At 58.0% G+C, this 25,323-nt stretch carries 19 protein-coding genes and 3 pseudogenes; 13 read left to right on the top strand and 9 right to left on the bottom strand.

The features are described from left to right. Positions 1-9: 9 nt before the first annotated feature. Entirely contained in the window at positions 10-1,101 is a 1,092-nt protein-coding gene (locus AC13CE_RS03005) for a glycosyltransferase family 2 protein (RefSeq protein WP_482971432.1), read from the top strand. A gap of 4 nt (positions 1,102-1,105) precedes the next feature. Here AC13CE_RS03005 and AC13CE_RS03000 read toward each other — a convergent pair whose 3' ends face one another. Next, the gene (locus tag AC13CE_RS03000; RefSeq protein ID WP_482971431.1) at positions 1,106-2,326 is read right to left on the bottom strand and encodes a phospholipid carrier-dependent glycosyltransferase; all 1,221 of its coding nucleotides are present in this window, start codon (positions 2,324-2,326) and stop codon (positions 1,106-1,108) included. A 134-nt stretch (positions 2,327-2,460) separates the two neighbouring features. On the opposite strand from AC13CE_RS03000, the gene AC13CE_RS02995 reads away from it, so the two are divergent. Together AC13CE_RS02995 and apaG are read left to right on the top strand one after the other, a co-directional pair. Then, on the top strand, positions 2,461-3,666 hold the full coding sequence (locus AC13CE_RS02995; protein WP_221540898.1) for a trans-sulfuration enzyme family protein: 1,206 nt from the start codon (positions 2,461-2,463) through the stop codon (positions 3,664-3,666). 361 nt (positions 3,667-4,027) lie between these two features. After that, positions 4,028-4,426 carry a Co2+/Mg2+ efflux protein ApaG gene (gene apaG, locus AC13CE_RS02990; RefSeq protein ID WP_221541003.1) on the top strand — a complete coding sequence of 133 codons (399 nt, stop codon included), beginning with the start codon at positions 4,028-4,030 and terminating at the stop codon, positions 4,424-4,426. A gap of 3 nt (positions 4,427-4,429) precedes the next feature. On the opposite strand, the gene AC13CE_RS02985 is transcribed toward apaG, so the two are convergent. The 4 genes from AC13CE_RS02985 to argJ form a co-directional block, all read right to left on the bottom strand. Then, positions 4,430-5,959, bottom strand: coding sequence for a Ppx/GppA phosphatase family protein (locus tag AC13CE_RS02985; RefSeq protein WP_221540895.1), 1,530 nt, complete (start codon positions 5,957-5,959; stop codon positions 4,430-4,432). Next, a complete protein-coding gene (locus AC13CE_RS02980) occupies positions 5,956-8,127 on the bottom strand; it encodes an RNA degradosome polyphosphate kinase (protein ID WP_221541001.1) in 2,172 nt (723 codons plus the stop codon). Before AC13CE_RS02980 ends, AC13CE_RS02985 begins: the two co-directional genes overlap by 4 nt. 119 nt (positions 8,128-8,246) lie before the next feature. Further along, positions 8,247-9,011 carry an inositol monophosphatase family protein gene (locus tag AC13CE_RS02975; RefSeq protein ID WP_221540998.1) on the bottom strand — a complete coding sequence of 255 codons (765 nt, stop codon included), beginning with the start codon at positions 9,009-9,011 and terminating at the stop codon, positions 8,247-8,249. A 29-nt stretch (positions 9,012-9,040) separates the two neighbouring features. Further along, a complete protein-coding gene (argJ, locus tag AC13CE_RS02970; RefSeq protein ID WP_221540892.1) occupies positions 9,041-10,267 on the bottom strand; it encodes a bifunctional glutamate N-acetyltransferase/amino-acid acetyltransferase ArgJ in 1,227 nt (408 codons plus the stop codon). 110 nt (positions 10,268-10,377) lie between these two features. Here argJ and AC13CE_RS02965 point away from each other — a divergent pair, with 110 nt between their 5' ends. The 3 genes from AC13CE_RS02965 (at position 10,378) to AC13CE_RS02955 (ending at position 14,347) form a co-directional block, all read left to right on the top strand. Beyond that, positions 10,378-10,653: a hypothetical protein gene (locus tag AC13CE_RS02965; protein ID WP_221540891.1), complete on the top strand. Its 276-nt coding sequence runs from the start codon at positions 10,378-10,380 to the stop codon at positions 10,651-10,653. 96 nt (positions 10,654-10,749) lie between these two features. Beyond that, complete coding sequence (gene secA / locus AC13CE_RS02960; RefSeq protein WP_221540889.1) at positions 10,750-13,551, top strand: preprotein translocase subunit SecA; 2,802 nt, start codon at positions 10,750-10,752, stop codon at positions 13,549-13,551. A gap of 46 nt (positions 13,552-13,597) precedes the next feature. Next, on the top strand, positions 13,598-14,347 hold the full coding sequence (locus AC13CE_RS02955) for a sulfite exporter TauE/SafE family protein (protein ID WP_221540887.1): 750 nt from the start codon (positions 13,598-13,600) through the stop codon (positions 14,345-14,347). Positions 14,348-14,804: 457 nt separating this feature from the next. Here AC13CE_RS02955 and AC13CE_RS02950 read toward each other — a convergent pair whose 3' ends face one another. Next, the gene (locus tag AC13CE_RS02950; RefSeq protein WP_221540872.1) at positions 14,805-16,295 is read right to left on the bottom strand and encodes a hypothetical protein; all 1,491 of its coding nucleotides are present in this window, start codon (positions 16,293-16,295) and stop codon (positions 14,805-14,807) included. Positions 16,296-16,384: 89 nt separating this feature from the next. Between AC13CE_RS02950 and AC13CE_RS02945 the strand changes: the two genes are divergently transcribed. The 3 genes from AC13CE_RS02945 to AC13CE_RS02935 are packed head-to-tail and all read left to right on the top strand — an operon-like array spanning position 16,385 to position 18,436. Beyond that, positions 16,385-17,329 carry a glycosyltransferase family 2 protein gene (locus tag AC13CE_RS02945; protein WP_221540871.1) on the top strand — a complete coding sequence of 315 codons (945 nt, stop codon included), beginning with the start codon at positions 16,385-16,387 and terminating at the stop codon, positions 17,327-17,329. A gap of 1 nt (position 17,330) precedes the next feature. Then, entirely contained in the window at positions 17,331-18,059 is a 729-nt protein-coding gene (locus tag AC13CE_RS02940; protein ID WP_221540869.1) for a methyltransferase domain-containing protein, read from the top strand. Then, positions 18,056-18,436: a GtrA family protein gene (locus AC13CE_RS02935; protein WP_221540867.1), complete on the top strand. Its 381-nt coding sequence runs from the start codon at positions 18,056-18,058 to the stop codon at positions 18,434-18,436. The genes AC13CE_RS02940 and AC13CE_RS02935 overlap by 4 nt, the downstream gene beginning before the upstream one ends. On the opposite strand, the gene AC13CE_RS02930 is transcribed toward AC13CE_RS02935, so the two are convergent. Beyond that, entirely contained in the window at positions 18,381-19,709 is a 1,329-nt protein-coding gene (locus AC13CE_RS02930; protein WP_221540865.1) for a glycosyltransferase family protein, read from the bottom strand. The two genes, AC13CE_RS02935 and AC13CE_RS02930, sit on opposite strands and share 56 nt — an antisense overlap. Positions 19,710-20,094: 385 nt before the next feature. Further along, positions 20,095-21,266, bottom strand: a protein-coding gene (locus tag AC13CE_RS02925) for an IS3 family transposase (RefSeq protein ID WP_482971430.1) whose coding sequence is annotated in 2 segments (ribosomal slippage) — positions 20,095-21,002 and positions 21,002-21,266 — 1,173 coding nt in all. Because the reading frame shifts where the segments join, the coding sequence is not laid out codon by codon here. Positions 21,267-21,478: 212 nt separating this feature from the next. Between AC13CE_RS02925 and AC13CE_RS02920 the strand changes: the two genes are divergently transcribed. Beyond that, positions 21,479-21,748, top strand: coding sequence for a hypothetical protein (locus AC13CE_RS02920; RefSeq protein ID WP_482971474.1), 270 nt, complete (start codon positions 21,479-21,481; stop codon positions 21,746-21,748). 12 nt (positions 21,749-21,760) lie between these two features. Here AC13CE_RS02920 and AC13CE_RS02915 read toward each other — a convergent pair. Further along, positions 21,761-22,440 (bottom strand): annotated as a pseudogene (locus AC13CE_RS02915) (IS5 family transposase); the annotation flags it as partial. Positions 22,441-23,086: 646 nt separating this feature from the next. Between AC13CE_RS02915 and AC13CE_RS02910 the strand changes: the two are divergent. The 3 genes and pseudogenes from AC13CE_RS02910 to AC13CE_RS02900 all read left to right on the top strand — a co-directional run. Continuing rightward, positions 23,087-23,696: pseudogene (locus AC13CE_RS02910) on the top strand (transposase); the annotation flags it as partial. Between the two features lie 60 nt (positions 23,697-23,756). Beyond that, positions 23,757-24,897, top strand: a protein-coding gene (locus tag AC13CE_RS02905; protein ID WP_089213974.1) for an IS3 family transposase whose coding sequence is annotated in 2 segments (ribosomal slippage) — positions 23,757-23,998 and positions 23,997-24,897 — 1,143 coding nt in all. Because the reading frame shifts where the segments join, the coding sequence is not laid out codon by codon here. A gap of 18 nt (positions 24,898-24,915) precedes the next feature. Continuing rightward, a pseudogene (locus AC13CE_RS02900) lies at positions 24,916-25,170 on the top strand (integrase core domain-containing protein); the annotation flags it as partial. Positions 25,171-25,323: the final 153 nt, after the last annotated feature.

The following is a 25,323-nucleotide window of genomic DNA, read 5'->3' as shown; positions in this document are numbered from 1 at the left end:
TCCGCAACCATGGCGCTCGTCCTCGCGATCATCCTCCCTACGCTGAATGAGCGCGACAACCTTGCTCCGTTAGTAGAACGGATCGAACAGGCCCTCGGCGCCCACGGCTGGGAAGTGCTCATCGTCGATGACAATTCGGCAGATGGGACCGCCGATGAGGCACGCCGTCTTGCGCGCAGCGACAATCGAATTCGCGTGATCCAGCGGATCGGCAGGCGCGGCCTTTCAAGCGCCGCCATCGAAGGTTTCTGCGCCACCGCCGCGCCCTTCGTTGCCGTCATGGATGCGGACCACCAGCATGATCCCGCGCTGCTCGCGCCGATGCTGGAGGCGGTGAAGTCCGGCGAAGTCGATGTCTCGGTAGCAAGCCGTTTCGCAGAAGGCGCGAGTACGGAGGACTGGGCAAGCCCCGAGCGGGAAAGGATATCCGGCCTTGCCAATCGGTTGGCGAGGAAGCTGACCGGCGCGGAGCTATCGGATCCGATGAGCGGCTATTTTCTCCTGAAGACGGATACCGCGCTGGCACTCGTGCCGAAGCTTTCGGGCATCGGGTTCAAGATACTTCTCGATCTGCTGGCGACGTCGGACTGGCCGCTCGAGGTGCGCGACTTTCCGATGAATTTTGCGCAGCGCCGCGCGGGCGAAAGCAAGCTCGATCGCGCCATAGCGCTCGATTTCCTCGCCGGACTCTACGACAAGACATTCGGGCGCGTCATACCTACACGATTTGCCCTGTTCGGGACGGTCGGGGCGTTGGGGGTGCTGGTACACCTCGCCACCCTCTACCTTTGTTTACTCGTCGCAGGGGCGCAGTTCGCCTGGAGCCAGGCCGTTGCGACTCTGGTTGCGATGACTTTCAATTTCTGGCTCAACAACTTCCTGACCTATCGCGACCGGCGTCTGAAGACCGTAGGCGAGATCCTGCGCGGCTGGGCCAGCTTCGTCGCAGCATGTTCCATCGGCGCCCTTGCCAATGTAGCTGTGGCAAGCCTGCTTTATGCCCGCGGCATCCACTCGCTTCTTGCCGCACTGGTCGGGATCGTGATCGGATCAGTATGGAACTACGCGCTATCGAGCCGCTTCGTCTGGGGCCGATACTGATAACCTAGATCCAGCTGGTGAGCCAGGTCCAGGTGCGGAAGCTGTTCGCGTGGGCGAGAGGTTCTGCCGCCAGCACCTCGTAGAAGAACGCGAACAGGAGTACGCTGGCGACCAGCACGCCGCTGGCAAGGCGTTTCCAGCCAGCCTCGCGCAAATCGCTCAGGGTAAGTGCCAAGCCGATCAGCATGACGGTGCTCGGCAGGAAATAGTGGTAGTAGAACTGAACCGGTTTAGCGGCGAGGATCCAGAAACCGAGGCTGATAGTATAAAGCAGCGCCACAGCGCCATGCAGCGGTTTTCTGGCTGCAATCCCCTGCCACGCACACCACAAAAGGGCGGGCAGCCCAATTAACATGGTCAGCGGGTTGCCGATCAGGATCACCCCGCGCTGCGCCCCGTCTATCGGTTCGTAAAGGTACCAGATCGCGCGCCAGTTGATCACCCATTCGGGCCAGGTCGACTGATAAGGATGGGCTTTGAGCACCTGCGTCTGCAAATCGAGCATCAAAAGGTGATGCGCCACGATTCCGTCGGTTATCGCATTCGTCGTATAGAAATAGCCGGGGAGAAAGGTTGCTGCATAAATCGCAAGCGGCAGCAAGCCGAGCCAGACGAATGCCTCGACCAATGTTATCCCCGGCACCGGCATGCCGCGCCGGCTTATGAGCAGGCGGCGGCGACCGGCAAACCAGCGCAGAACGAAGAAGGCGAGGCCGGGCAAGGCTGCGATGACCAGTGCATTCCATTTCGAAGCCATGGCCAGGCCGAGCGCAATCCCGGAGGCGATCAGGCGCCTGCGCCCCATCTCGGGTTCGCGCATGGCAGCGGCCATCTGCCAGAAGGCCACTGCCAAGCCGGCAATCATGAAGATATCGAGCATTGCGATGCGAGAATGGACGAAGAGGTGAAAACCGGTCGCCACAAGTATACCGGCGGCGATCGTCGCATAGCGATCAAGCGTCCCGAACCAGACGCATCGCATGATTGCGAATAGTGCCACGGCACCGGCCACCGATGGGATGAGGCGCCAGCCCCAGGGATTGTCGCCGAAGATCGCGATACCCATTGCGATCATTTCCTTGCCGAAAAGGGGATGCTCCCGGTTCGAAAAGGTCGACAGGTCGAGCAGGTCTCGCGCAGCAGGAAGGTAATGGATCTCGTCGAAATAAGGCGCACTGGGAATCGCGAGATTCCATAATACCAGCACCCAGAAAGCGAAGGCCAAGGCGGCGCACCATCGGATTGGGTCAATCGGTTGCTCGGGCGCGCGGCTCATCGGTTATCGCGATTAAGCGAGCGTATTGATGCTGACAACAGCCTTTGCTTGCCGCGCTCCGGCTCCGTGCTATCCCGCGTGCCATGAAAAAGACTACTGGCACCGACCGCAAGATCACCAGCAACTGGCGTCCCGCCACCCAAGCCGTACGGGGTGGAACCTGGCGGAGCGAGCATGGGGAAACGAGCGAGGCGTTATTCCTTACTTCCGGCTACACTTATGACGACGCGCAGACGGTGGCGGATCGCTTCGCGGGCGAGGTCGAAGGGATGACCTACTCGCGGCTGCAGAACCCGACTGTCGCGATGCTGGAAGAACGAATAGCGCTGATGGAAGGCGCGGAGGCCTGTCGCGCGCAGGCGAGCGGTATGGCCGCCATGACCGCGGCCCTGCTATGCCAGCTCTCTGCTGGCGACCATGTGGTCGGTGCACGCGCGGCTTTCGGTTCATGCCGGTGGCTGCTCGACCATTTGCTGCCGCGCTTCGCGATCGAGACGACTATAGTCGACAGCGCGGATAACGAGGCCTGGGAAGCGGCGATCCGTCCGAACACTAAGGTGTTCTTCTTCGAGACGCCAGCCAATCCCACGCTGGATGTGGTCGACCTCGCCCATGTCTGCGGCCTCGCGAAGTCGCGCGGAATCACAAGCGTTGTCGACAACGCCTTTGCCACCAGCGCTCTGCAACGGCCAATGGATTTCGGGGCCGATGTAGTCGCCTATTCGGCGACCAAGCTGATGGATGGTCAAGGCAGGGTGCTCGCCGGCGCGGTATGCGGTTCACGCGAATGGATCGAAGAAGTGCTGTTGCCATTCCAGCGAAATACCGGACCGAATTGTGCCCCCTTCAATGCCTGGGTGGTGCTGAAAGGTCTCGAAACACTCGGCTTGCGTGCGCAACGGCAAAGCGAGAGCGCGGTCGGGCTTGGCCGTTTCCTCGAAAGCCGGGTCCCCCGTATCCTGCATCCCGGCCTCGAAAGTCATCCACGCCACGCGCTCGCAATGAAGCAGATGAGTGCAACCGGACCGATTTTTGCGCTGGATGTCGAGAGCCGCGAGAAGGCTTTTTCCCTCCTCGATGCGCTCGAACTGATCGACATCTCGAACAACATCGGTGACGCGCGCAGTCTCATGTGCCATCCTGCGAGCACCACGCATGCCGGAATGAGCGACGAGGATCGCGCCGACATGGGTGTGACAGAGGGACTTCTGCGCATCAATGTCGGGCTGGAGGATATCGAAGACCTGAAGGAAGATCTCGATCAAGCCCTCAAGAAAGCCGGGTTTTAGACCAAGACTTTCATGTCTGTGATTTTCGGGTCAGATTTTTTCCCGGAACGATCTCGACAAGGTCGAAAGCTATCCTTTCGGAGCAAGTCCTGAGCCGGCCGGGGCTCTGCTATCAGAGAGCGATTGCGGCGAGCACGACCTGCGCGGCGAGCATCAGTTCGATGCGTCCTTCACCGTCTTGGTCTGCAATCAACCGGTTTATGAAAGCGAAAAACATTTCGCGTCCCCTTTCCCGAAATGCAATATGACCCTTGCTGCTTATGATTTCTTGATACAATCTGGTTAACCGATCTTAAGACGTTCGGATAAGCATGCGTCATACCCTTGCACGTTGGTGCGCAACCATTAGGTTGAGCGAGTGATCAAGGAACTCTTCCAGCATAGCGCCATGACCGATGGCATTACTGTCCGGGTTGCGGTGAACTTCCTGCCCGAGCAATCGCAGCCGGAAGCCCAAAAGTGGTTCTGGGTCTATCACATCCGTATAGAAAACGCATCTCACGAGCGGGTCCAGTTGATGACCCGTCACTGGCGGATTACTGACGGTATCGGGATGGTCGCCCATGTTGATGGCGACGGCGTGGTTGGGGAGCAGCCGGTCCTCAATCCGGGCGATAGCCATGATTATGTTTCGGGTTGTCCGCTCGATACCCCTCACGGCACGATGGAGGGCTTTTACACCTTCCACCGTGAGGATGGAGAGCCGTTTGAAGTCCGTATTCCGTTCTTCCCGCTTGCGGCCCCCGCAACCGCCAACTGACCGCTAATCGTCGCTTTCGAGTTCGTCCTCGAAATCATATGTGCCGATCTTGATCTTCGGTTTGCGGTCCATCCATTCAGCAAGAATCTCGAGCTCGTTGGTCAACGGCCAGGTGGCCAGCGCGGCGCGACTTTCGTCGAGGTAGAGCACAAGCGACTTTTTCTTCAGTCTCAATCTGCTGTTGCCGAGCGAGTTGCGTGAGCCGGCTCCGAGACGGCGAGCGAGGCGGAAACTGAGGCCCCACGTCAACCCTTCGCGCAAATCCTCGTCATCGGCGAGTTCTCGGAGCTTCGCTGGCAGTTCTGTCCGTCCAAGACTTCCGAACAGGGCGGCGCAGATCATCGCACGGTCCCGTGCCGAACATTCGATCCAGCGCTTGTCGAGAGCCCATTCGGTGGCATGATTGACTCGCAGATTGGGCTCGACCCGCTGGAGCGCTGCGGCGAGCTGGGCTGCAGCCAGACGCAGACGTTCGTTACGCTTGCCCTTGCCGTTGGCAAGTTCGACCGTCCAGCCCGCGACCCGCGCTGCGTCGGTCACCGGCGCATCACGCTGTTCGGCGAAAGCATGGACACCCGATAAAAGCGGATCGTGCGAGCGCTGTAGCTCATTTAGTCGCGAATAGAGCAGGCCCTCACGAATGCCCCAGCTCGAAAAGACAAGTTCATCCGGCTGCAATTCGTCCAGCAGCGGCAGCAACAAGGCGGCAGCGTCGGGGAGATACGCAGCACGCATGTCGCTGATCCCGGGAATGGTTTCGAGCTCTGCCGGATCGGAGTTGCACAAGGCCTTGGCGTGGCGCTTCGTATCTTCGACCGAGAGACAGAAGCCATGAGGGTCGGTAAGCGGGTAATCGACCGCCTGCATCGCGTAATGGGCCAGGGCGCGCCATGTTCCCCCGATCATGTACAGCGGGCCGGAATGGGTCTTGGCCCAACCGACACTTTCCAGCTTTTCGTGTACGGTATTCGTCAGATTCCGATCCGTTGCTCGGAAGGAGGGTAGGCGGAGCGTGCCGAAAGGCAGGCTGACTGCATCGCGGCAATCACCAGCTCCGATCGAGACCAATTCAAGACTGCCGCCCCCCAGATCGGCGACGATACCCTCCGCCCCCGGGAAAGCCCCGATCGCACCATAGGCCGACGTGCAGGCTTCTTCTTCGCCGGTCAGCAAGCGTGGTTCCAGACCCAGGTCGGCCACCTTGTCGAGAAACTCCCTGCCGTTCTCGGCGTCGCGTGTTGCGGCTGTCGCTACTGTCTGGACATCTTCGATCCCGCGATCCCGGATCAGAAGCGCGTAGCGGCCAAGCGCGGCGAGGGCTTCCTCGCTCGCTTCGTCGGGAATGCGGCCGGTTTCGGAAAGATCGCGCCCCAGCCGTGCCGCGACCTTTTCGTTCCAGACGGTTTCAGGGGCACGCCCGGTCCCTTCATAGATCACGAGGCGAACGGTGTTCGACCCGATGTCGATAACTGCACGGGGCGGGTGGATCAGGCGGCGCTGCCACTTGGGGCTGCGGGTTTTGGATTTGTTCACGCTTCACGCCTCGGCAGGGTTAGGTGCGGCACGTCATGGCTGTCCAGTGCAGATCCGCGCCCCGATAGAGAGGGGTTGGACATGAAGTATTCGTGGCAGTTGAAGCCGCTCTCGCCCTTGCGCATCCGCCGGTACTGACCGTCCGTATCGAGCTGCCAGCTTTGTTCGGTATCGAGGATGTTGGCGAGCATGACCTGTTTGAGCAACTGATCGTGCACTGTCTTGTTCGTTACCGGGACCAGCACTTCCACCCGGCGTTCGAGATTGCGGCTCATTGCATCTGCACTGGTCAGGAAAACCTTCGCCTGGCGGCTCGGCAGTTCTTTGCCATCGGCGAAGACCCACATCCGGGCGTGTTCCAGAAACCGGCCGATGATCGACTTCACACTGATGTTTTCGCTCAGGCCTGGAATACCTGCACGCAGCGAGCAGATACCCCGGACTACCATGCGGATCTCCACGCCGGCCTGGCTGGCTTCGTAGAGCTTGTCGATCATGGCACGATTGGTGATGGAGTTCAGCTTAACCCAGATACCGGAAGGCTTGCCCGCCTTGGCGTTGGCGATCTCCACATCGATCATGTGGTAAAGTTTCTCGCTCAGTCCGATAGGCGAAATGGCAAGATGCTCCAGATCGTCTGGTTCGATATAGCCGGTGATGAAGTTGAACATCTTGGCGGCATCGCGCCCCAGCGCCGGATCGGCGGTGAAATAGCTGAGGTCGGTGTAGATCTTGGCGTTTACCGGATGGTAGTTGCCGGTGCCGAAGTGGCAATAGGTGCGGTAGCCATCCTCTTCGCGCCGCACAACGAGGCTGACCTTGGCGTGGGTCTTCCACTCGGTGAAGCCGTATATGACTTGTACGCCTGCCCGTTCCAGTTCGTTGGCCCAGCGGATGTTGCGTTCCTCGTCGAAGCGCGCCTTCAGTTCCACCACAGCCGTCACAGCCTTGCCATTCTGTGCTGCCTCCACCAGCGCGGCGATCACGGGAGACTGGTCGCCCGCGCGATAGAGAGTCTGCTTGATCGATACGACATTGGGATCGATCGCGGCCTGATGGAGGAAATCGACCACCACCTCGAAACTTTCGTAAGGGTGGTGAATGACCATGTCCTTCTCGCGGATCGCGGTGAAGACATCGCCATCATGCGCCAGCACGCGCTCGGGATAGCGCGGCGAAAAGGGGGTGAACTTCAGATCGGGCCGCGGCTCGCCGCAGATCGCGTCGAGATCGCGCAGGCCCAGCATGCCGCCTGTCTTGACGATCATGGCTGCATCGACGTCGAACTGATCGCGCAGGAGCGCTTCGGCCGCTGCATCGCACTCGTCATCCAGTTCGAGCAGGACAGCGCGGCCGCGTCGCCGACGCTGGATAGCGGTGCGGTAGAAGCGGACCAGATCCTCTGCCTCGTCCTCGACCTCGATATCGCTGTCGCGCAGCACGCGAAAAATGCCGTCGCCGAGAATCTTGAAACCGGGGAACATCCGGTCGGCGAATTTCGTGACGAGCTGTTCGATGGCAACATAGATCGCCTGTTCGCCCGGCACACGCACATAGCGCGGCACACCGCTCGGGATCAGGACCATCTCGACCAGCTCGCCCTTGCGCTTGCCGCGCTTCAGGCGGAAGAGGACGCCCATCCCTCCGCTGGCGACAAAGGGGAAGGGGTGGGAAGGATCGATCGCCTGCGGTGTGATCAGCGGGAGGATATCGGTCTCGAAATATTCCTCCAGCCATTGCTGCTGCCCTTTGGGAAGCTCTTCGACCAGGGCAATGACGATACCTTCCTCCGCTAGCAATCCGCGTAGGATCTCGAGGCTTTCCTGCTGGCGATGCTCAAGTTCGAGAACCTGTTCGCGAATGGCGTCGAGCTGCTGCCGGGGGCTGCGACCATCGATTCCGGTTGTCTCGATACCGCGCTGCAGTTGTCCTTCCAGACCCGCGATACGTACCGTGGTGAATTCGTCGAGGTTGCTTCCCGAGATTGAAAGAAAGCGAAGTCGTTCGAGTAGCGGGTAATTGGCATTCTCGCTCTCGGCTAGCACGCGGCGGTTGAAGCTTAGCCAGCTCAATTCCCTGTTCACATAGCGATCTTCCGCCGCATCCGGTGCGGCGGGAAGATCGCGCACCGGTGTTTCGTCACCGGTAGTGCCGGTGGCGGGATTCATCGCATCGCCAAGGGTCACAGGAGGACCTTTCGTCTCATTTCAGCGCAGGTTAGGACGCTGGCTGGCTATTGAAAAGACTTTCGCCCCGCCACCGGTTCTGCCGCCCTGTCAGAAGAGGGTCACATTTCAGCGTAGCGCGCAGCCAGCTCGTCCCAGAGTGCGGGTGTGGCGGCACCGAGCAGGCCCTTGCGGTCCCATTCGTCCACCCGATAGGACGAGCCATCGGGCCGCGCGACCCTGCCGCCCGCTTCCTCCAGCCACAACGCTCCCGCAGCATGGTCCCAGGCCAGCGTGCGCTCGAAGATCGAAACATCGTTTTCGCCCAGCGCGAGACGCGGATATTGTTCGGCGGCGCAGTAGGGGATGTCGACCAACTGGTAATTGGGCGAAATATGCCGGCGGGTGGCCTGCCGACGCGCTTCTTCCATGAAGATCAGCGAAATGGCGGCAACGGGCGGGTTCTTGCCTGAACCGCGCGAAAATATCCGCTCGCCGTCGATGAGCGCGCCTGCTCCTCTGTGTGCGACGCAGAAGCGGCCCGACAGGCAATCGTAGATCCAGCCCGACTGCGCCAGACCGCCATCGGCACGCGCGATAATGATCCCGAAAGGCGGCTTGCCGCAGGCAAAATTTCGAGTTCCGTCGATCGGGTCGACGATCCAGCAGGGAGAATCGAGCCGCGCGAGGATCGTGGGATCGGCATGGGCCGCTTCCTCGCCCACGAAATCGATTGTGTCATCCAGCCGGGACAACCCCTCGCGGAGCAATACTTCGGATTCCTTGTCGGCGATCGTGACGGGATCGTTACCGCCCTTGTCCTCGACCTCCCCCTCGGCGAGCTTGCGGAAACGTGGCAGAATCGCCTGCTCGGTCACACGCTTCATCAGCGTGAGAATTTCGTCGTCGAGTTTGCTCACGAACGATAGTCCGCGTTGATCGAGATATAACCGTGCGTCAGGTCACAAGTCCATACGGTCGCGTGGCCATCGCCCATTCCGAGGTCCACGTCGATGCGAATGTCCTGCCCCGCGAGATGCGCTGCCACGGGCGTCTCGTCGTAATCGGCCAGCGGCTGACCGTCCTTCGCCGCCCAGGTGCCGCCGAACCCGATCGATAGCCGATCGCGGTCGGCCGGCTCGCCCGCCTTTCCTATGGCCATGACCACGCGGCCCCAATTGGCGTCGCCGCCAGCGATTGCGGTCTTCACAAGCGGTGAGTTGGCGATAGCAAGCCCGACGCGCCGTGCACTTGCGGCACTCGCTGCGCCGGTCACGGCAATCTCTATGAATTTCTGCGCACCTTCCCCATCGCGGACCACGAGCTGGGCCAGTTCCAGACATACACCGAGCAAGGCGGCATAGAAGGCATCAGCTCCGGTATCTTCCCACGAGGAAAGCGCTGTATTTCCTGCCTTTCCGGTTGCGAATGCCAGCACGGTGTCACTTGTCGAGGTGTCCCCATCGACGGTAATGCAGGAAAAGGTTTCGTCATTCGCCTTGGACAGCATTTCTTGAAGGAATGCCGGTTCCACCGCAGCGTCAGTGAAAATATACCCGAGCATGGTCGCCATATCTGGCGCGATCATTCCGCTGCCCTTGATTATTCCGGCAAGTTCGACCCGCCTGTCGCCCAGCATCGCCATGGCGGCCGATCCTTTGAGAAACGTGTCGGTGGTGCCGATGGCCTCGGCAGCTTGTTCCCAACTGCATGGTTCGGCTGCCAGAACCGCGGCCACTCCGTTTCGCGCCTTGTCCTTGGGGAGTGGGACGCCGATTACGCCGGTGGAAGAGACGAACACTTCGCTCGGCTCGCAATCCAGCGCTTCGGCGACTTGCGCCATGATCTGCTCCACCGCCTCGCGCCCGCGGACTCCGGTAAAGGCGTTGGAATTACCGGCATTGACGATCAGCGCGCGCGCCTTGCCGAGCTTGGCCTGCTCGCGGCCCATTTCGACCTCGCTCGATGCACACGCCGACTTGGTGAAAACCCCGGCCACGCTGGTGCCCTGGGTCAATTCTGCAAAGGTGAGATCGGCGCGGTCCCAATTCTTGTAACGAGCCTGCGCCACGCGCAGCGTCACACCGTCAATGGCGGGCAGGTCGGGAAAGGGGCGCGAGAGGGGCGAAGAGGGTAGATCCATCCTCAGTGCGCTATACCGCGCTGCATCGACCTGCAAGCACCGCTCGCCGCGGAAAAATCACGCTCTGCTCTTTAATCCTTGGCCTTTGTGCGCTATCTCGACGGGCAATCATGCTGCGCCAGCTTCTTGCCCTTCTTGCTCTTTTGACCGGCCTTGCCGCCATTGGCGCGCCTGTCCAGGCTGCGGTGAACAGTGCTGTGGGTGTTGGTGTTGAGCAGCCGTCGGACTCCCGAGATACCGAGACCCGCGATGCGCAGAATGTCTGTGCTGACAAGCAGCGCAAGCAAAAGCTGCGCGGCGAGAAGGTAACGCCCTGCAAGAAGCAGGAACCCGTTACGGTTTATATTCCCTCGGTGATGTTCGGCGTCGACCGCGCTTACGAATAGCCCTTCCGGCACATTCAGATACGCTTGCCCGGCACCGACTATGTGCGCGGGTATTCCGCATACGATCCCCCAGATATTCAAGGTCTTCGCCCACCCATGTTCAATACGCTCATGAAGTCCGTTTTCGGCTCGTCCAACGACCGTTACGTCAATTCCATCCGCAAGATCGTCGATCAGATTAACGCGCTCGAACCCCAGATACAGGAACTCAGCGACGACGAACTCCGCGCGCAGACGGACAAGTTTCGTCAGCAACTGGCAGACGGCAAGACGCTGGATGATATCCTGCCCGAAGCCTTCGCAACCGTGCGGGAAGCTTCGGTTCGCGTCCTCGGGATGCGTCACTTCGATGTGCAGATGATCGGCGGTGTGGTGCTTCATCGAGGTGAAATCGCCGAGATGCGCACGGGTGAGGGCAAGACGCTGGTGGCTACGCTCGCCACCTATTTGAACGCGATCGAAGGCAAGGGCGTGCACGTCGTCACGGTAAACGACTATCTCGCCCGCCGCGATGCGGAATGGATGGGCCAGTTGCACAACTTCCTCGGCCTGACCGTAGGTGTGATCGTCCCCAATCTCGGGGAAATGCAGCGCCGTGATGCCTATGGCGCCGACATTACGTACGGAACGAATAACGAATTCGGTTTCGATTACCTGCGCGACAACATGAAGCACGATCGCGGCCAGATGGTGCAGCGGCCCTTCAACTTCGCCATTGTCGACGAGGTAGACTCCATCCTCATTGACGAAGCCCGGACCCCGCTGATCATCTCTGGTCCTACAGAGGACAAATCGGACCTCTACGTGTCGATCGACGAGATCGTGAAGAAGATCGAGCCCGAGTGGTACGATGCGGACGAGAAGACCAAGAACATCACCTGGACGGAAGAAGGCACGGACGCGATCGAGGCAATGCTGACGGAAGCCGGCCTTCTCGAAACCGACAATCTCTACGACGTCGAGAATACCCAGGTGGTCCACCATCTCGACCAGGCGCTGAAAGCGAACATCATGTTCAAGCGCGATACGGACTACATCGTCAAATATGAGAAGAAGATGCAGCCCGACGGGACCATGGCTGAAGAGGGCAAGGTCGTTATCATCGACGAATTCACCGGCCGCATGATGGAAGGCCGCCGGTGGTCTAATGGCCTGCATCAGGCGGTTGAAGCCAAGGAAGGTGTGAAGATCGAACCGGAGAACCAGACTCTCGCTTCGATCACGTTCCAGAACTACTTCCGCATGTATCCTAAGCTGTCCGGCATGACCGGTACTGCAGCCACTGAAGCAGCGGAATTCTGGGACATCTACAAGATGAACGTGGTCGAAATTCCGACCAATGTCCCCGTCCAGCGCATCGACGAAGAGGACGAGTTCTACAAGAACACGCAGGACAAGTTCCAGGCAATTGCCAAGGCGATCAAGGAAAAGAACGAAATAGGGCAGCCGGTACTCGTCGGTACGGTCTCGATCGAGAAGTCCGAATTGCTCTCCAGCTTCCTCGACAAGGAAGGCGTGAAGCACGAAATCCTCAACGCGCGCCAGCACGAACGAGAAGCACATATCGTGGCGCAGGCTGGCCGCATCGGGGCGGTAACAATCGCGACCAACATGGCGGGACGCGGCACCGACATTCAGCTGGGCGGCAATGCCGAATTCCGGATCGACGATGAACTTTCCGAACTTGCGGAGGATGATCCGAAGCGTCAGCAGGCAGTGGATCGGATCAAGGCTGAGGTCGCGGCGGAGCGCGAGCGTGTGCTCGAGGCAGGAGGCCTGTTCGTCCTGGCGACAGAGCGCCACGAAAGTCGCCGCATCGACAACCAGTTGCGCGGACGTTCGGGTCGTCAGGGGGACCCGGGTCTCAGCCGTTTCTATCTCTGTCTGGAAGACGACCTGCTGCGTATCTTCGGTCCGGACACGCTGTTTGCTCGCATGATGAACTCGAATCTCGAAGACGGTGAGGCAATCGGCTCGAAATGGCTCTCCAAGGCCATTGAAACTGCACAGAAAAAGGTCGAGGCGCGCAATTACGAGATCCGTAAGCAGGTCGTCCAGTACGATGACGTGATGAACGATCAGCGCAAGGTTATTTACGAACAGCGCGCCGAAATCATGGACAGCGAGGCAGTGGACGATGTCGTGGTCGATATGCGCCACGATGCTATCAACGCGATCGTTGGCGAACACTGCCCACCGGGTTCCTATCCCGAGCAATGGGATATGGATGGTCTCAAGGCCAAGGTAGAGGACGTCTTCGGCATGTCCTTCCCGATGGAAGAGTGGCTTGAAGAAGATCATATAGAGCCCGAACTGATCGAAGAGCGCATTCGTGAGGAAGCCGACAGGCGCATGGAGGAGAAGATCGCCAAGGCTGATCCTTCGATCTGGCGCCGGATCGAAAAGAGCCTGCTCCTCCAGGAACTCGATCACCAGTGGAAGGAGCACCTCGCCACTCTCGACGCGCTGCGGCAGGTCGTGGGTTTGCGGGCCCATGCGCAGAAACAGCCACTGAACGAATACAAGCAGGAAGCTTTCGCGCTGTTCGAAAGCATGCTCGACAAGTTGCGTGAAGATGTGACAGCGAAGCTGCTAACAATCCAGTTGGCAGAGCCGGCCCCACTCCCTCAGGTGAACCTACCGGATCTGCCCGACTTCCTTACCGGCCATATCGACCCACTCACTGGCCTGGACGATTCAAACGATGGCGACGGTTCGGACCAACGCGCTGCTCTGTTTGGCGCACTGGCGGGCAGCGCGCGCGCTGCCGTGGGCCCCGGTGGCTCGGTTACCGAAAACCCGTATGCCGACAAGCAAATTAGCCGTAATGACCCGTGTCCGTGCGGTTCAGGCAACAAATACAAACATTGTCACGGAGCGATACGCGCGAAGGTATGATGAGCACCTTTCGCGCGATGCGTGAATCGAACAAGGCAGCGTGGGTTTGATCTGGCTCATCGCCGCCTTTTTCATTACGGCTTTGCTCTATGCGAGTGTCGGTTTCGGAGGCGGATCGACCTACAACGCTTTGTTGGCGCTATATGGTGTGGATTATCGTATCCTTCCGTTGATCGCGCTGTCCTGTAACATTGTGGTTGTGGCGGGCAGCACTGTTCGGTTCGCTCGCGCAGGCGTTACACCCTGGAGAGAAGCGCTGAAATTAACCGCATTCGCGGCTCCGGCAGCAATTCTCGGCGGCCTGACTCCGATCGGTGAGGGGACTTTCCTGACTATTCTGGGCGTCAGCCTTGTTGTGACCGCGATGACCATGGCGTTTCCGATTGCTAGTTCCGAGGGTGAACCCCGTCGCTGGGCTTGCTCGGTCCTATTCATGGCGGCTCCGCTGGGGTATCTCGCCGGGCTTGTCGGTATTGGCGGCGGAATTTTCCTGGCACCGCTTCTCCACCTGACGCGTTGGCAAAACGCCAAAGCCATAGCAGCGACTGCGAGCCTGTTCATCCTGGTCAACTCGTCCTTCGGTCTCGCAGGCCAGATATTGAAAGGCGGAGAGGGGCGTTTTCTGGCCGCTGTTGATTATGGACTGCCTTTAATCGTTGCAGTCGCAATCGCTGGACAAATTGGAAGTCTACTGGCGCTAAAATTCCTGCCGCAGCAATGGATACGGTGGGGAACCGCCTTGCTGACCGCATGGGTGGGCTTGAGGCTGCTCTTAGCGATCCGAGTTGGATTATAACCCAATCCCACTAATACATTGCTACATTACAAGTATATGCGAGAATTGCGCGTAAGAAAATGAGGCGTTCCCCACGTGTTCCCCCCACCGAGTTTCCGATAAGCCGCGTATACTAACGGACGCGTGCGGCTGGCGACGAAAGTGATTTGAAGTCCAACTTGTCGCTGGCTTTTAACTGACGCACGTCTCTAAGCCATTTAGTGCTTCGCTATAACCGTGTCGCAATGACCATAATGGGTCAGACCCTTGTGGCATTCGACGCCCGTGCAGCGCAGTGAGGGCAGAAGAAATCCAAAGGTGGGCTGCCAAGCGTATAATTTTGCGGTTACTGGCGATTGGAATGGAACGTGCCTCCAAAGATACGCCCAACTATTCACTCCAGACGCAATTTCGGGAGCTTGGAAACGCTCGCCATTTGCTCACAGCCCCAATAGACGCGAATGATTCAACCCATCCGTCACTTAAGCTCCCAGACTTGATATTCTGCGGCCTGGCCAACTTGGCGATAATCTTGCCAAAGGTCTGCAAAGCCGGGGTCTTCAAGGAGAAACGCAATATAGTCGAACTGCACGTCACCGAAATAGGATTTGCGATCTCGGTCATCGATAAACACGAGGTCGGGCCGACCGCGAATAAAGTCTTGGACCATTGCCGACCGAGTTTCTGATAGGATTTCTCTATATCTCAGGCAGAGTCCGCGCTCCTCGCGGCAATTTGATTGGGCGAGCAATCTTATCGCTCCAGGAAGTATCCACTGGGCAGAATATCGACTGGTCCATTCTCCATTAACTTCATTAACGAAGGGAAAGGACGCAGAAACATTGGTGGAAAGAACCAGAATTCGCTCACCGGGAGTTCGAACAAAAGGCTCGAACTTTGCCGTCGTGTAAGCATCGTATGGACCCTTTGCGAACTGAGAGCCCAAGCTGAAAATGATTGCACTCATTGCAAGCGCGCCAAGCAAGACATTTTCGCGCACGCGTTCGCGGGAACGTAAAATCACCCAAACTGCCGCAAAGAATATGAAAAAGGAGACCGGGACGACTTGATAGTTCCAGCCTTTGAATTGAAGTAGATAGGTGGCAACGGCTCCGGCAAGCGCACCAAGAATGGCATAAGCAGCTAGGTCCAGTTTTGTGCGACAAGCGAACGCAAGCGCCATAAGGGCGGTCAGTGCGAAAGTCTCAGGCTTAACGAAAACTCCAAGCCAAGACGTTTCAAATGCAGAATAAACTATTGATGCAACTGGAACAATTTCTTGGATATAGAGGGGGTGAACCAGCCAGATAAAGGCGAGGTAGGCGAATAGTATTAGCCCAAGTGTCACGTTCGAAAGATTCCAAAACTCTCTGACGTCACGGGTCGCTGCAAAACGAGCCAGGATAAGACCTGCCGGTATAAGGAGAAAATAGGGCTTCAGAGCCAAACCAAGGAAGGCCGTGATGCCGAGCGCAGTTGCCTCCGGCGGATTCAATGATCTAAGATTTTCACGGAATATCAGAAACGACAGATAGGGCATTGCAAATACCAGCAGCAGATGCTCGCGCTGACCGAACTCATGGATAACTACAAGGAAATTGCCGGCGATCGTTGCAACGAAGAGGGTTGTCCTCGCAACCAAGCCAAAGCCTGCCCGGCGGACGAGAGTATATGTCCATAACGTCGTTATACCGCCAAGGACGGAGACGTATATGTTTAGCGCGGTCGCCGGTTCCAGCTGCAGCAACTCTGCGATTTTGAGTGTTGGTGCGGTCAGGTAAAATGCGAGAGGAGGATTGATCTCGACGACATCCTGATAGAGCGTGGCTCCATCTAGAAACATTCGGGTGGACACCAGGTACCAGCTTGCATCGTGGTTGAGCGAGAAATGAGAGTAGAAGAGCGAGCTTGCCACCACGCAAAGAACCAATACGCCCGTAACCCACCAGGTTTCACGAACTTTCGACAAAGCGCCACTCCTGAAATTGGGCATTCTCTTACAGGCCATTAACCAAAGTTCGACTAAGAGATTGCCGGCCAATAGCTGACGAGGTCATCATGACAACCTTGAGTTTGATCATACCGGTTTTCAACGAGGATGACGCCATTCGTCCGTTCCTTGATCGGATGGCACAGTTGCGGTCACAGTTTGAGGTTGAATTGGGCTCTCCGGCGAAACTGGAGTTCATTTTCGTTAATGATGGCAGTCTGGACAACACGAGAAGCACTCTCGAGCATCTCTGCCGTAACCAGGCTGAAATAAAGGTTATCAATCTGTCGCGCAATTTCGGCAAAGAGGCCGCTTTGTCGGCTGGTATGCATCACGCATCGGGAGATGCAGTCATACCGATAGATGTCGATCTACAAGATCCACCACAGATCATCGTCGAGATGATCCGTCGATGGAAGCAGGGGGCTCAGGTTGTAAACGCGAAGCGGGTTGACCGTTCCAGTGACGGCTTATTCAAACGTGGAACAGCAAACCTGTTTTATTCGATTTTGGAAAAGATCGCCGACCAGCCAGTGCATGCGCATGTCGGGGATTTCCGCCTGCTGGATCGGCAGGCCGTCGAAGCGCTGAACCAGCTCAATGAGAACACCCGTTTCAACAAGGGCCTATTTTCCTGGATCGGCTTCAAGGTGGCGGAAGTTGAAGTGGTCCGCCCGCCGCGTGAAAATGGAACAACGAAGTGGAAACCGACGAAGCTCTGGTCTCTGGCTCTGGACGGCGTAACCTCGTCATCGACATTGCCGCTGCGCATCTGGACATATCTCGGCGCAAGCATTGCATTTCTTGCTTTCCTGTATGCCGGCGCGCTTATTGTTTACACGCTCATTACTGGCGGTGACATGCCGGGATACGCGTCGATCATGGTCGCGGTGCTGTTTCTGGGAGGGCTGAATTTGCTCAGCCTTGGCTTGATCGGCGAATATCTTGGTCGCATCGCGCTCGAAGTGAGGCGACGGCCCCTTTACATTATTGAGTCGAAAGAGGGCTTCTGACGTGGAACGTCGAGCTTACGAAGCCATGGCTGAAATCGAGGGCAGCCACTGGTGGTTTGTCGGGCGTCGTGCGATCCTTGAGGCACTGATCAAGCACCGCATTCGCCCCGACAGATCTTCCAGAATTCTTGAAGCGGGCTGCGGCACGGGAGGTAATCTCGCATTGCTGCGACAGTTTGGAACTGTCGAGGCATTCGAGTTTGATGCGCAGGCACGCGAGATCGCCAGCCGGAAATCTTGCATAGACGTTCAGGCGGGAAGCCTTCCCGATGGCATTGAGCATTTGTCTGGTCCTTACCAATTGATCGCGCTGTTCGATGTTCTGGAGCATCTGGATCGCGATGAAGATAGCCTCCGATCATTGCGTCGGCTGCTTGCGAAGGATGGGAAGCTGATACTTACAGTGCCAGCTCTGCAGTTTCTGTGGTCGCAGCACGATGTCCTCCATCACCATCGCCGGCGGTATTCCGGAAGACGTCTGCAGGACGTGCTGGAGAGGGCCGAATTGCAGGTGAACTACATGTCCTATTTCAATTCTTTGCTCCTGCCCGCAGCGGTCGTTCAGCGCCTTGCCAGCCGCTTCGGAAAGAGCGAGGTTTCTCTGGATGGTGTGCCGCCCAAGATTGCCAACACGATACTGGGGCGGATATTTGCAGTTGAGCGCCGCATCCTACGTCACGCACGATTGCCGATCGGACTCTCACTCTGTGCAATCTGCAGCGCCCGATGAAGGGTCTTCTTGCCGAATGGTTCCGGTTCGGAATGGTCGGAGCGGCCGCGACCTTGACCTATCTGCTCGCCAGTCTTGCCGCCAACTCAGTGGGCGTTGGAGCCTATTGGGCAAATCTTGTGGGATATGTATCGAGCGTGGCGATTTCCTATTTCGGCCATGCTCATATTACCTTTCGCTCGACACAGGCACACCGGGTGCAGGGGCCAAGGTTTATCCTGGTTTCTCTTTCAACTTATGCGCTTACGAATCTCATCGTATTTTTCGTCGTGGACGTATTCAATTATAGCTTTGTCGCTGCCTCAGTGGCAGTTGCCTGCTCTATTCCCGTGGTGACTTGGCTACTGTCCCGCTTCTGGGTCTTTCGCCCCGCTTGATTAGTATGCAAGTTAGACCAAAACCTAAAAGAGTAAAAATCAGGCCGATCCATTCGGCAGGCAAACGCCTCAAATTCGGCTCACCCGCTAAGAACAGTCCATCATCTGTTTGGCCGATAGATGGGAAATAGAAAGTCTTGTGCGGATACCTTTTTGCCGTTTCCTGAGCCCACTCGCTGTAGTTTGATACTCCTCGCGGAACAGCGGGGGGTAGGTATTCGGCTACATCAACATGTTTTTCAATATATCGGTCAAGCCCACCCGCTTGCGACATCGGATGCGGCGGGATCAAAACTGCAATCAAGAGCGGCGAAAATGCTGCAGTGGCTGCTCTAGAAAGTGACGCGCTAGCCAACGCTGTGACGAGAGCAAATTCAGCAAGTGGCAAAGCTCGCCAAGGAAACTGGACCATCGCAAGCAGCGGGATTTCCCAAATTGGCAGGGCGCCAGATATGACAATACAGACGGCGAGAGATAAACTCGGCCAGAAGTCACGCCTCCAGAGCGTTAAGGTACCAAGGGCGATCGCGCTTGTGATTAGAATGAGTCTGGTCATTGTGGCGGGCTTTGGCCAGTTTGCAGGGTCGAAAAAACTCCAGGCGACGGCTTGGAACTCTTGAAAGCGATATAGCTCGTCAGTTTTGCGAAAATCGTGCAGTGCGAGAGCGGGATACAAATATACCCCGGACATAAGTAAGCCAGCTGTTAACCCCAGCGTTATGGGCTTTAAGTTATTAAAATCTTTATATATAATCCATATTCCATAAGGTGCGATAAAGAATAGACTGGCTAGCAATGCCAATGGCAAGTGGGTTATGATGATCCCGGCATATGCGATGGCTAGAATGATCGGTTGCCTTTTCATTCCAATAGCCAGAAGTGGTATAAATGCGATTGCCATGTGTTCTGCGAGTGCGCCACGAAACCAAAAATCGAATAAGTGATATGGCATCAGCATAAAGATTATTGAGCTTAGAAGCCGATGCTTTTTGTCTTTGAGCCACCAATACATGGTCGCTCCTGAAGCGAACGAACCAAATGTAAACCCAACAAGGGTCGCACTGTAAGGAGAGAGTCCCAGCAAATCGGGAATAGCCGAAATGTAAAAGGCAAGCGGCGGATAATAGTAGAAAACGGGAGAACCCAGTCCGTTATGTGAGTCCGGTAACCACCGTGGGTAGAAATTCCCGGCAGCCAGTTGCTCGCTAAATTGCTCGAGCCAAACTGCATTAATCCAAAACGATTGGAACGCTCGCGGTGGTTGAAACGCCACTGGAAGAGTTATCGCTAATGCGATAACGGCAAAAATTAGGAAGGGGAGAAGTCTTCGCGCTTGTGTCATGCTCGGACTTTACGACTCTTCCAAATCATGACCTGCGCTCCTGTTGTGAATAGAGTCAGGCAGCTTTGTTACTCATGAGTACGGTTGAAGCAATGGCTTGCTTCGCTAAGCCGCCCGGTCGCGTTATCAGCCCACTGTATCAAGCGCTGCCAATAGGCGAGCCTTTTCGCTTTGATTGGGGGCATTCACCGTATGCCTTGCCCGTACCAACTCCTCCTGCTTGTGAGCCGGGACCGTGCCGTAGTTGGTGAAGGTTTGAGGTGGTCCCGCCTTCTTGGACAGGTTGGCGGCGAAGTTAAGCTAATCCCGGATGTGATTATGCCGCCAGTCTGGTCATCAGATCATGGGGGGCATGCCCCCCATGATCTGAAGCATCGATCCGTCCATAGGCCTCTGCCGGGGTTTGCCCCGCTAGACCCGAGTGCGGTCGCTGCGTGTTGTAGTAGGTGATCCAACGAGCAAGGCCAGTGCGCAGCTCCGAACCGGTCTCGAAGGCGTGGAGATAAACGCATTCATATTTGAGAGATCGCCACAGCCGCTCGATGAACACGTTGTCCATCCAGCGGCCTCGGCCGTCCATGCTGATCCGCACCTCGGCATCCCGCAGCACGCTGGTGAAGGCTAGCGAAGTGAACTGACTACCCTGATCCGTATTGAAGATCTCGGGACGACCGAAGCGCGCCAGCGCTTCCTCCAAAGCCGCCACGCAGAAGCCCGCATCCATCGTGTTCGACAGGCGCCAGGCCAAGACCTTGCGGGTCGCCCAGTCCATCACCGCGACCAGGTACAGGAACCCTCGGCGCATCGGGATGTAGGTCACATCCGCACACCACACATGGTTCGGCCGCACTATCTCCAGCTTGCGCAGCAGATACGGATAAATCCGATGCTGCGGATGCGGATCACTCGTGCGCGGTCGCTGGTAGATCGGCGACAGGCCCATCTTGCCCATCAGCCGCCGCACACGTCGTCGGCCAACATCATAGCCGCCTCGGCGCAGGTGCCGGACCATCTGCCGGCTGCCATACCACGGCATGTCGAGGAACGCCGCGTCGATCACCCGCATCAGCGCCAGCGTCTCCTCACTCTCCGGCACCGGTGCATAGTAGTAGGACGACCGGCTGATCGAGAGCAGCCGGCATTGCGCCGCGATAGACAGGCGTTGGTGAGCAGGTTCGATCATCGCCCGCCTCCGTGCCACGCTCATCGACCGGAGGCTCTGGCTAAAAAATCGCGCTCCACGACCAACTGACCGATCTTCGCGTGAAGCTTCTCGACTTCGGCCTCGCTGGCCGCCCGGGCCGCATCACTTGCCCCCGAGAACGTGCCTGCCATCCCTTCGACCGCCTGCCGCTTCCACGCCGCGATCATCGTATGGTGGATGCCATGCTTCGCTGCCAGCTCCGCCAGCGTCAGGTCACCCCGGATCGCTTCCAGCGCCACCTTTGCCTTGAACTCCGCGCTGTAGCGCTTCCTCGTCTTCTTCATTTCCCGTCCATTCCTCAGGTCGGGATTAGCTTAGCACCCTGTCCAAATTTCCGGGACCACCTCAAAGCGCTTCCTACTGCGACGCAAGCAAAGTCGATCCTGCGGCGCCGGCGGACCACCTGATTTGATGGCAGGCATGTTCCTTTCCTTGTGCGTTTGCGCTGAATTTGGCTTCATGCTGACGAAGTATGCAGTAAGAAGGGGCGGCAATTTTGGAACCACATGATATTCAGCTGCGCCGAAAATTGCTTGAATGGCGAGACGAGCATTCCATCGCCGCCGCCCTTGAACTCAATCGGCTCTGGCTTGACCTAAAGCCGCTCGTCGCAGAAAAGCTCGCAGCAGTTTCCTGGCGGTCAGCACTGGTTGAGCCAAGTCGCTATATCACCCGCGAAATTGATCCGTTCTTAGGCCCTGTTGACAAACTGATTGGTCCAGAGGCGGGCGGCGGCGATATGTATGAAGCCGAGATAGCTTGCTGAGGTTTTGTCGTATCGGGTTGCGAGGCGGCGCGAGCATTTGAGCTTGGCGAAGCACCGCTCAATGCGGTTCCGCAAGGCGTAGGTGACGGTGTCGTGCGGGATCGGCTCTTTGCGATTGGCCTTGGCCGGGATCACTGGTGTTCCGCCACGCTCGGTGATCGTTGCCCGGATATGATCGCTGTCATAACCCCGGTCAGCCAGGAACACGCGAGCCGTCGGCAGGTCATCGTCGACCAGAGCATCGAAGCCTTTGAAGTCGGATACTTCACCTCCCGTTACTTCCGCCCGGACAGGGAGGCCGTGAGCGTTGGTAATGAGGTGGATCTTGGACGTGAAGCCACCTTTTGAACGGCCAAAACCCTGTCTTTGAGTCCCCCTTTTGCGCCCGCTGCCAAGTGGTGCGCGCGGATCACGGTGCTGTCGATCATCTGGACGCTGTCTGGCGCTGCGCCGCTATCGTTGAGGGCATCGAGCACCAGTTCCCAAAGTCCGGCCAGGGTCCAGCGCCGGAACTGGCGATACACGCTCGACCACTTGCCGAACTCTTCAGGCAGATCACGCCAGGCAGCACCGGTTCGAGCAATCCAGAAAATGCCATCGAGAACAAGGCGGTGGTTGGAGGCCGGGCGACCGCCTTGCCCCCGGATCGCTATCAAAAAGGGTTCAAAGAATGCCCACTCGGCATCCTCCATCAGCAACCGCGCCAAGATAACCTCCGCAAAAGCTATCTTGAATCACATCTCGCAGCAATTGTGAATCCAGTTTGTCAACAGGGCCTAATCTTCGCGCCCATTTGGGGCAGACCTGGCAGATGATTTCGCGCAATCCCAGTCGGACTTTGCCGTGCAGTACCCCGAGAGATACTTGGGTGCCTAGACGAGGTGGTGGCGATCGTGAAAAGTTGTGTGGCCGCCGACCGAAGTCGGAAGGGTAGCTCCCCGGGCGCGACACTAAATTTATGATAGGTGAAAATAGTTCCGTCCCTATTATCGCCTCTCGGGTGAGGGCGGAGGAGCCGCATCTCGACTCAGCTATTGCAGCAAGGAATGATGGACGTCTCATTAATCTCGATAGCGCCTCCAAGCTGAAATATACGGTCAAGGCAGGCTATGTCTTACGAGGGCTTGCCATTTCGCTGGCGTTTGAAACAACGATCTGAAGCTTCGCAGTAGTCCGCGCGAAATGAGGGGTGCCATCGTAAGGCAATGCAAACGTTGGACGAAACGCCTGCATTGAGTGAAGCTGTGAGGCTGTGGCCGAGTGTGATGTGGCCCCCTGATTTTCCTCCGATCTGGACGAGAGACCGGCCCTGTTGGAAGGACGGACGAGACGAAGTGACTGAGGTTCACCGAAAAGCAGATCATTGGCTTGCTTAAGGAGGCCGAAGCTGGAGCGAAGACCGCCTATTTGGCCCGTCGATATGGTATAGCGGAAGCGACGATCTACAACTGGAAGTCGAAGTATGGCGGGCTCGAGGTTTCGGAGGCTCGGCGGCTGAAGGAACTCGAAAGCGACAACGCGAGGTTGAAGCGTCTGCTGGCCGATGCAATGCTGGACAAAGCGGCGCTGAAGGATCTCCTGGCAAAAAATTCTGCCGCCGGGCGCGAAGCGCGAAGCTGTGGCTCATCTCCGGGACTGCCATGGGATGAGCGAGCGGCGGGCGTGCCGGGTCATCGATACCGATCGCAAGGGTGTGCGGTACCGTTCCACGCGGGACGTTGACGCTGAGCTTCGCGAAAAGCTGCGCGAACTGGCCAACCAGCGTCGCTGGTTCGGCTGCCGCCGCCTGCATTTCCTGCTGCGTCGGGAGGGGATCATGATCAACCGGAAGAAGACCCAGCGCCTATATCAGTAAGAGAGACTAGCAGTCAGGTGGCGACGCGGCCGCAAGCGGGCTATGCGAACCAGAGCGCCAGCACCGGTCCTGGCTCTGCCGAATCCGCGGTGGATGAGTAGCCCCTAGATTTCTGGACGCCTTCTATCCTAATTTTGAGGACAGGAGGCGACGATGGGGAAGCCCAACTTCAGTGATGAGTTCAAGCGCGATGCGGTGGCCCAGATCACCGAGCGTGGATATCCGGTAGCCGAGGTTTCGCAGCGGCTCGGTGTCAGCCAGCACTCGCTGTATGCGTGGAAGCGACAGCTGGGCAGGCAAGTGTCTAGCGATGCGAGCAAGGATGCCGAGATCCGCCAGTTGAAGCGCGAGTTGGCCCGGGTGACGGAGGAGCGCGACATCCTAAAAAAGCCACCGCGTACTTCGCCCGAGATGCAAAGTGAGGTACGCGTTCATTGCCGAGCATCGCGATCGTTTCGGCGTGCGGGCAATGTGCCGGTGCCTCGCTGTGCAGCCGAGTGGCTACTATGCTTGGCAGAAGAGCCCGCTGAGCCAGCGGGCCCGGGAAGATGCCCGGCAGACGGAGCTGCTGCGGCAAGCGTGGAACGACAGCGGCAAGGTCTATGGCTACCGCAAGCTGCACGATGACCTGCTTGATCACGGCGAGACCTGCTGCGCGAACCGCGTTGCCCGGTTGACCAGGCTGGCGGGCATCAAGGCACAGATCGGCTACAAGCGCAGGCCGGGCAGCCATGGTGGCAAGCCGTCCCTGGTGGTCGACAACACTCTGGATCGCCAGTTCGACGTGGCTGCGCCGGACCGGGTCTGGGTAACAGACATCACCTACATCCGCACCCTGGCAGGCTTTGCCTATCTGGCAGTGGTGATCGACCTGTACTCCCGCCGTGTGGTGGGTTGGTCGATCCAAAGCCGCCAGACCACCGATGTGGTGCTGCAGGCACTGCACATGGCGGTATGGCGGCGTAAACCGAAGCAACGGGTGCTGATCCACTCGGACCAAGGCTCGCAGTTCACCAGCATAGACTGGGCCGCCTTCATCCGGGCTCACAATCTTGAGCACTCGATGAGCCGACGGGGCAACTGCCACGATAATGCCGTGGCCGAGAGCTTCTTCTCCTCGCTCAAGCGTGAGCGCATCCGGCGCCGTACCTACAAAACTCGCGAGGAAGCCCGGCAGGACGTGTTCGATTACATCGAGATGTTCTACAACCCGGTGCGCAAACATGTCAGGAACGGGATGCTGTCACCCGTCGAGTTCGAACGGCAGCAGATTTTGAAAGCCGAAGGCGTCTAGAAAACTAGGGGCTACTCAAACGGCCGCATGCGCGACGAGCTGCTCAACGAAACGCTGTTCCTCAGCCTCGCGCATGCCACGTCGAGATCTCGGGTTGGGGTTGAAGATTACATTCGGGAGCGACCACACTCAGCCCTCGGCTACGCAAGCTCGGCGGCGTTCGCCGCCCGACTGAATAACCAATGGCCTGCCTCGCTACGCCCTACGGGCACCGCTACCCAGCCCATTGCTTCAGCCGCGCTCATGCGCAACAATGCCGCTACTAGGCCCTAATCCCAGCTGGGCGAAAGCTGGGGGTCATGTGTGGACGGCTCTCGCTGCGCAAGAGTTTTCTGCAGTGATGAGATCGGTCGGGTGCATCCATGTGTTCGGCCTGTTCGCGCAGCACCGTATGGCTGCTGGCCCTGATGAAGTCCGCAGGTCGGC

The organism is Qipengyuania sp. B-5, from assembly GCF_056857815.1.
Note: the sequence above shows the minus strand (reverse complement) of the source record. Positions and strands in the feature narration are given on the sequence as shown.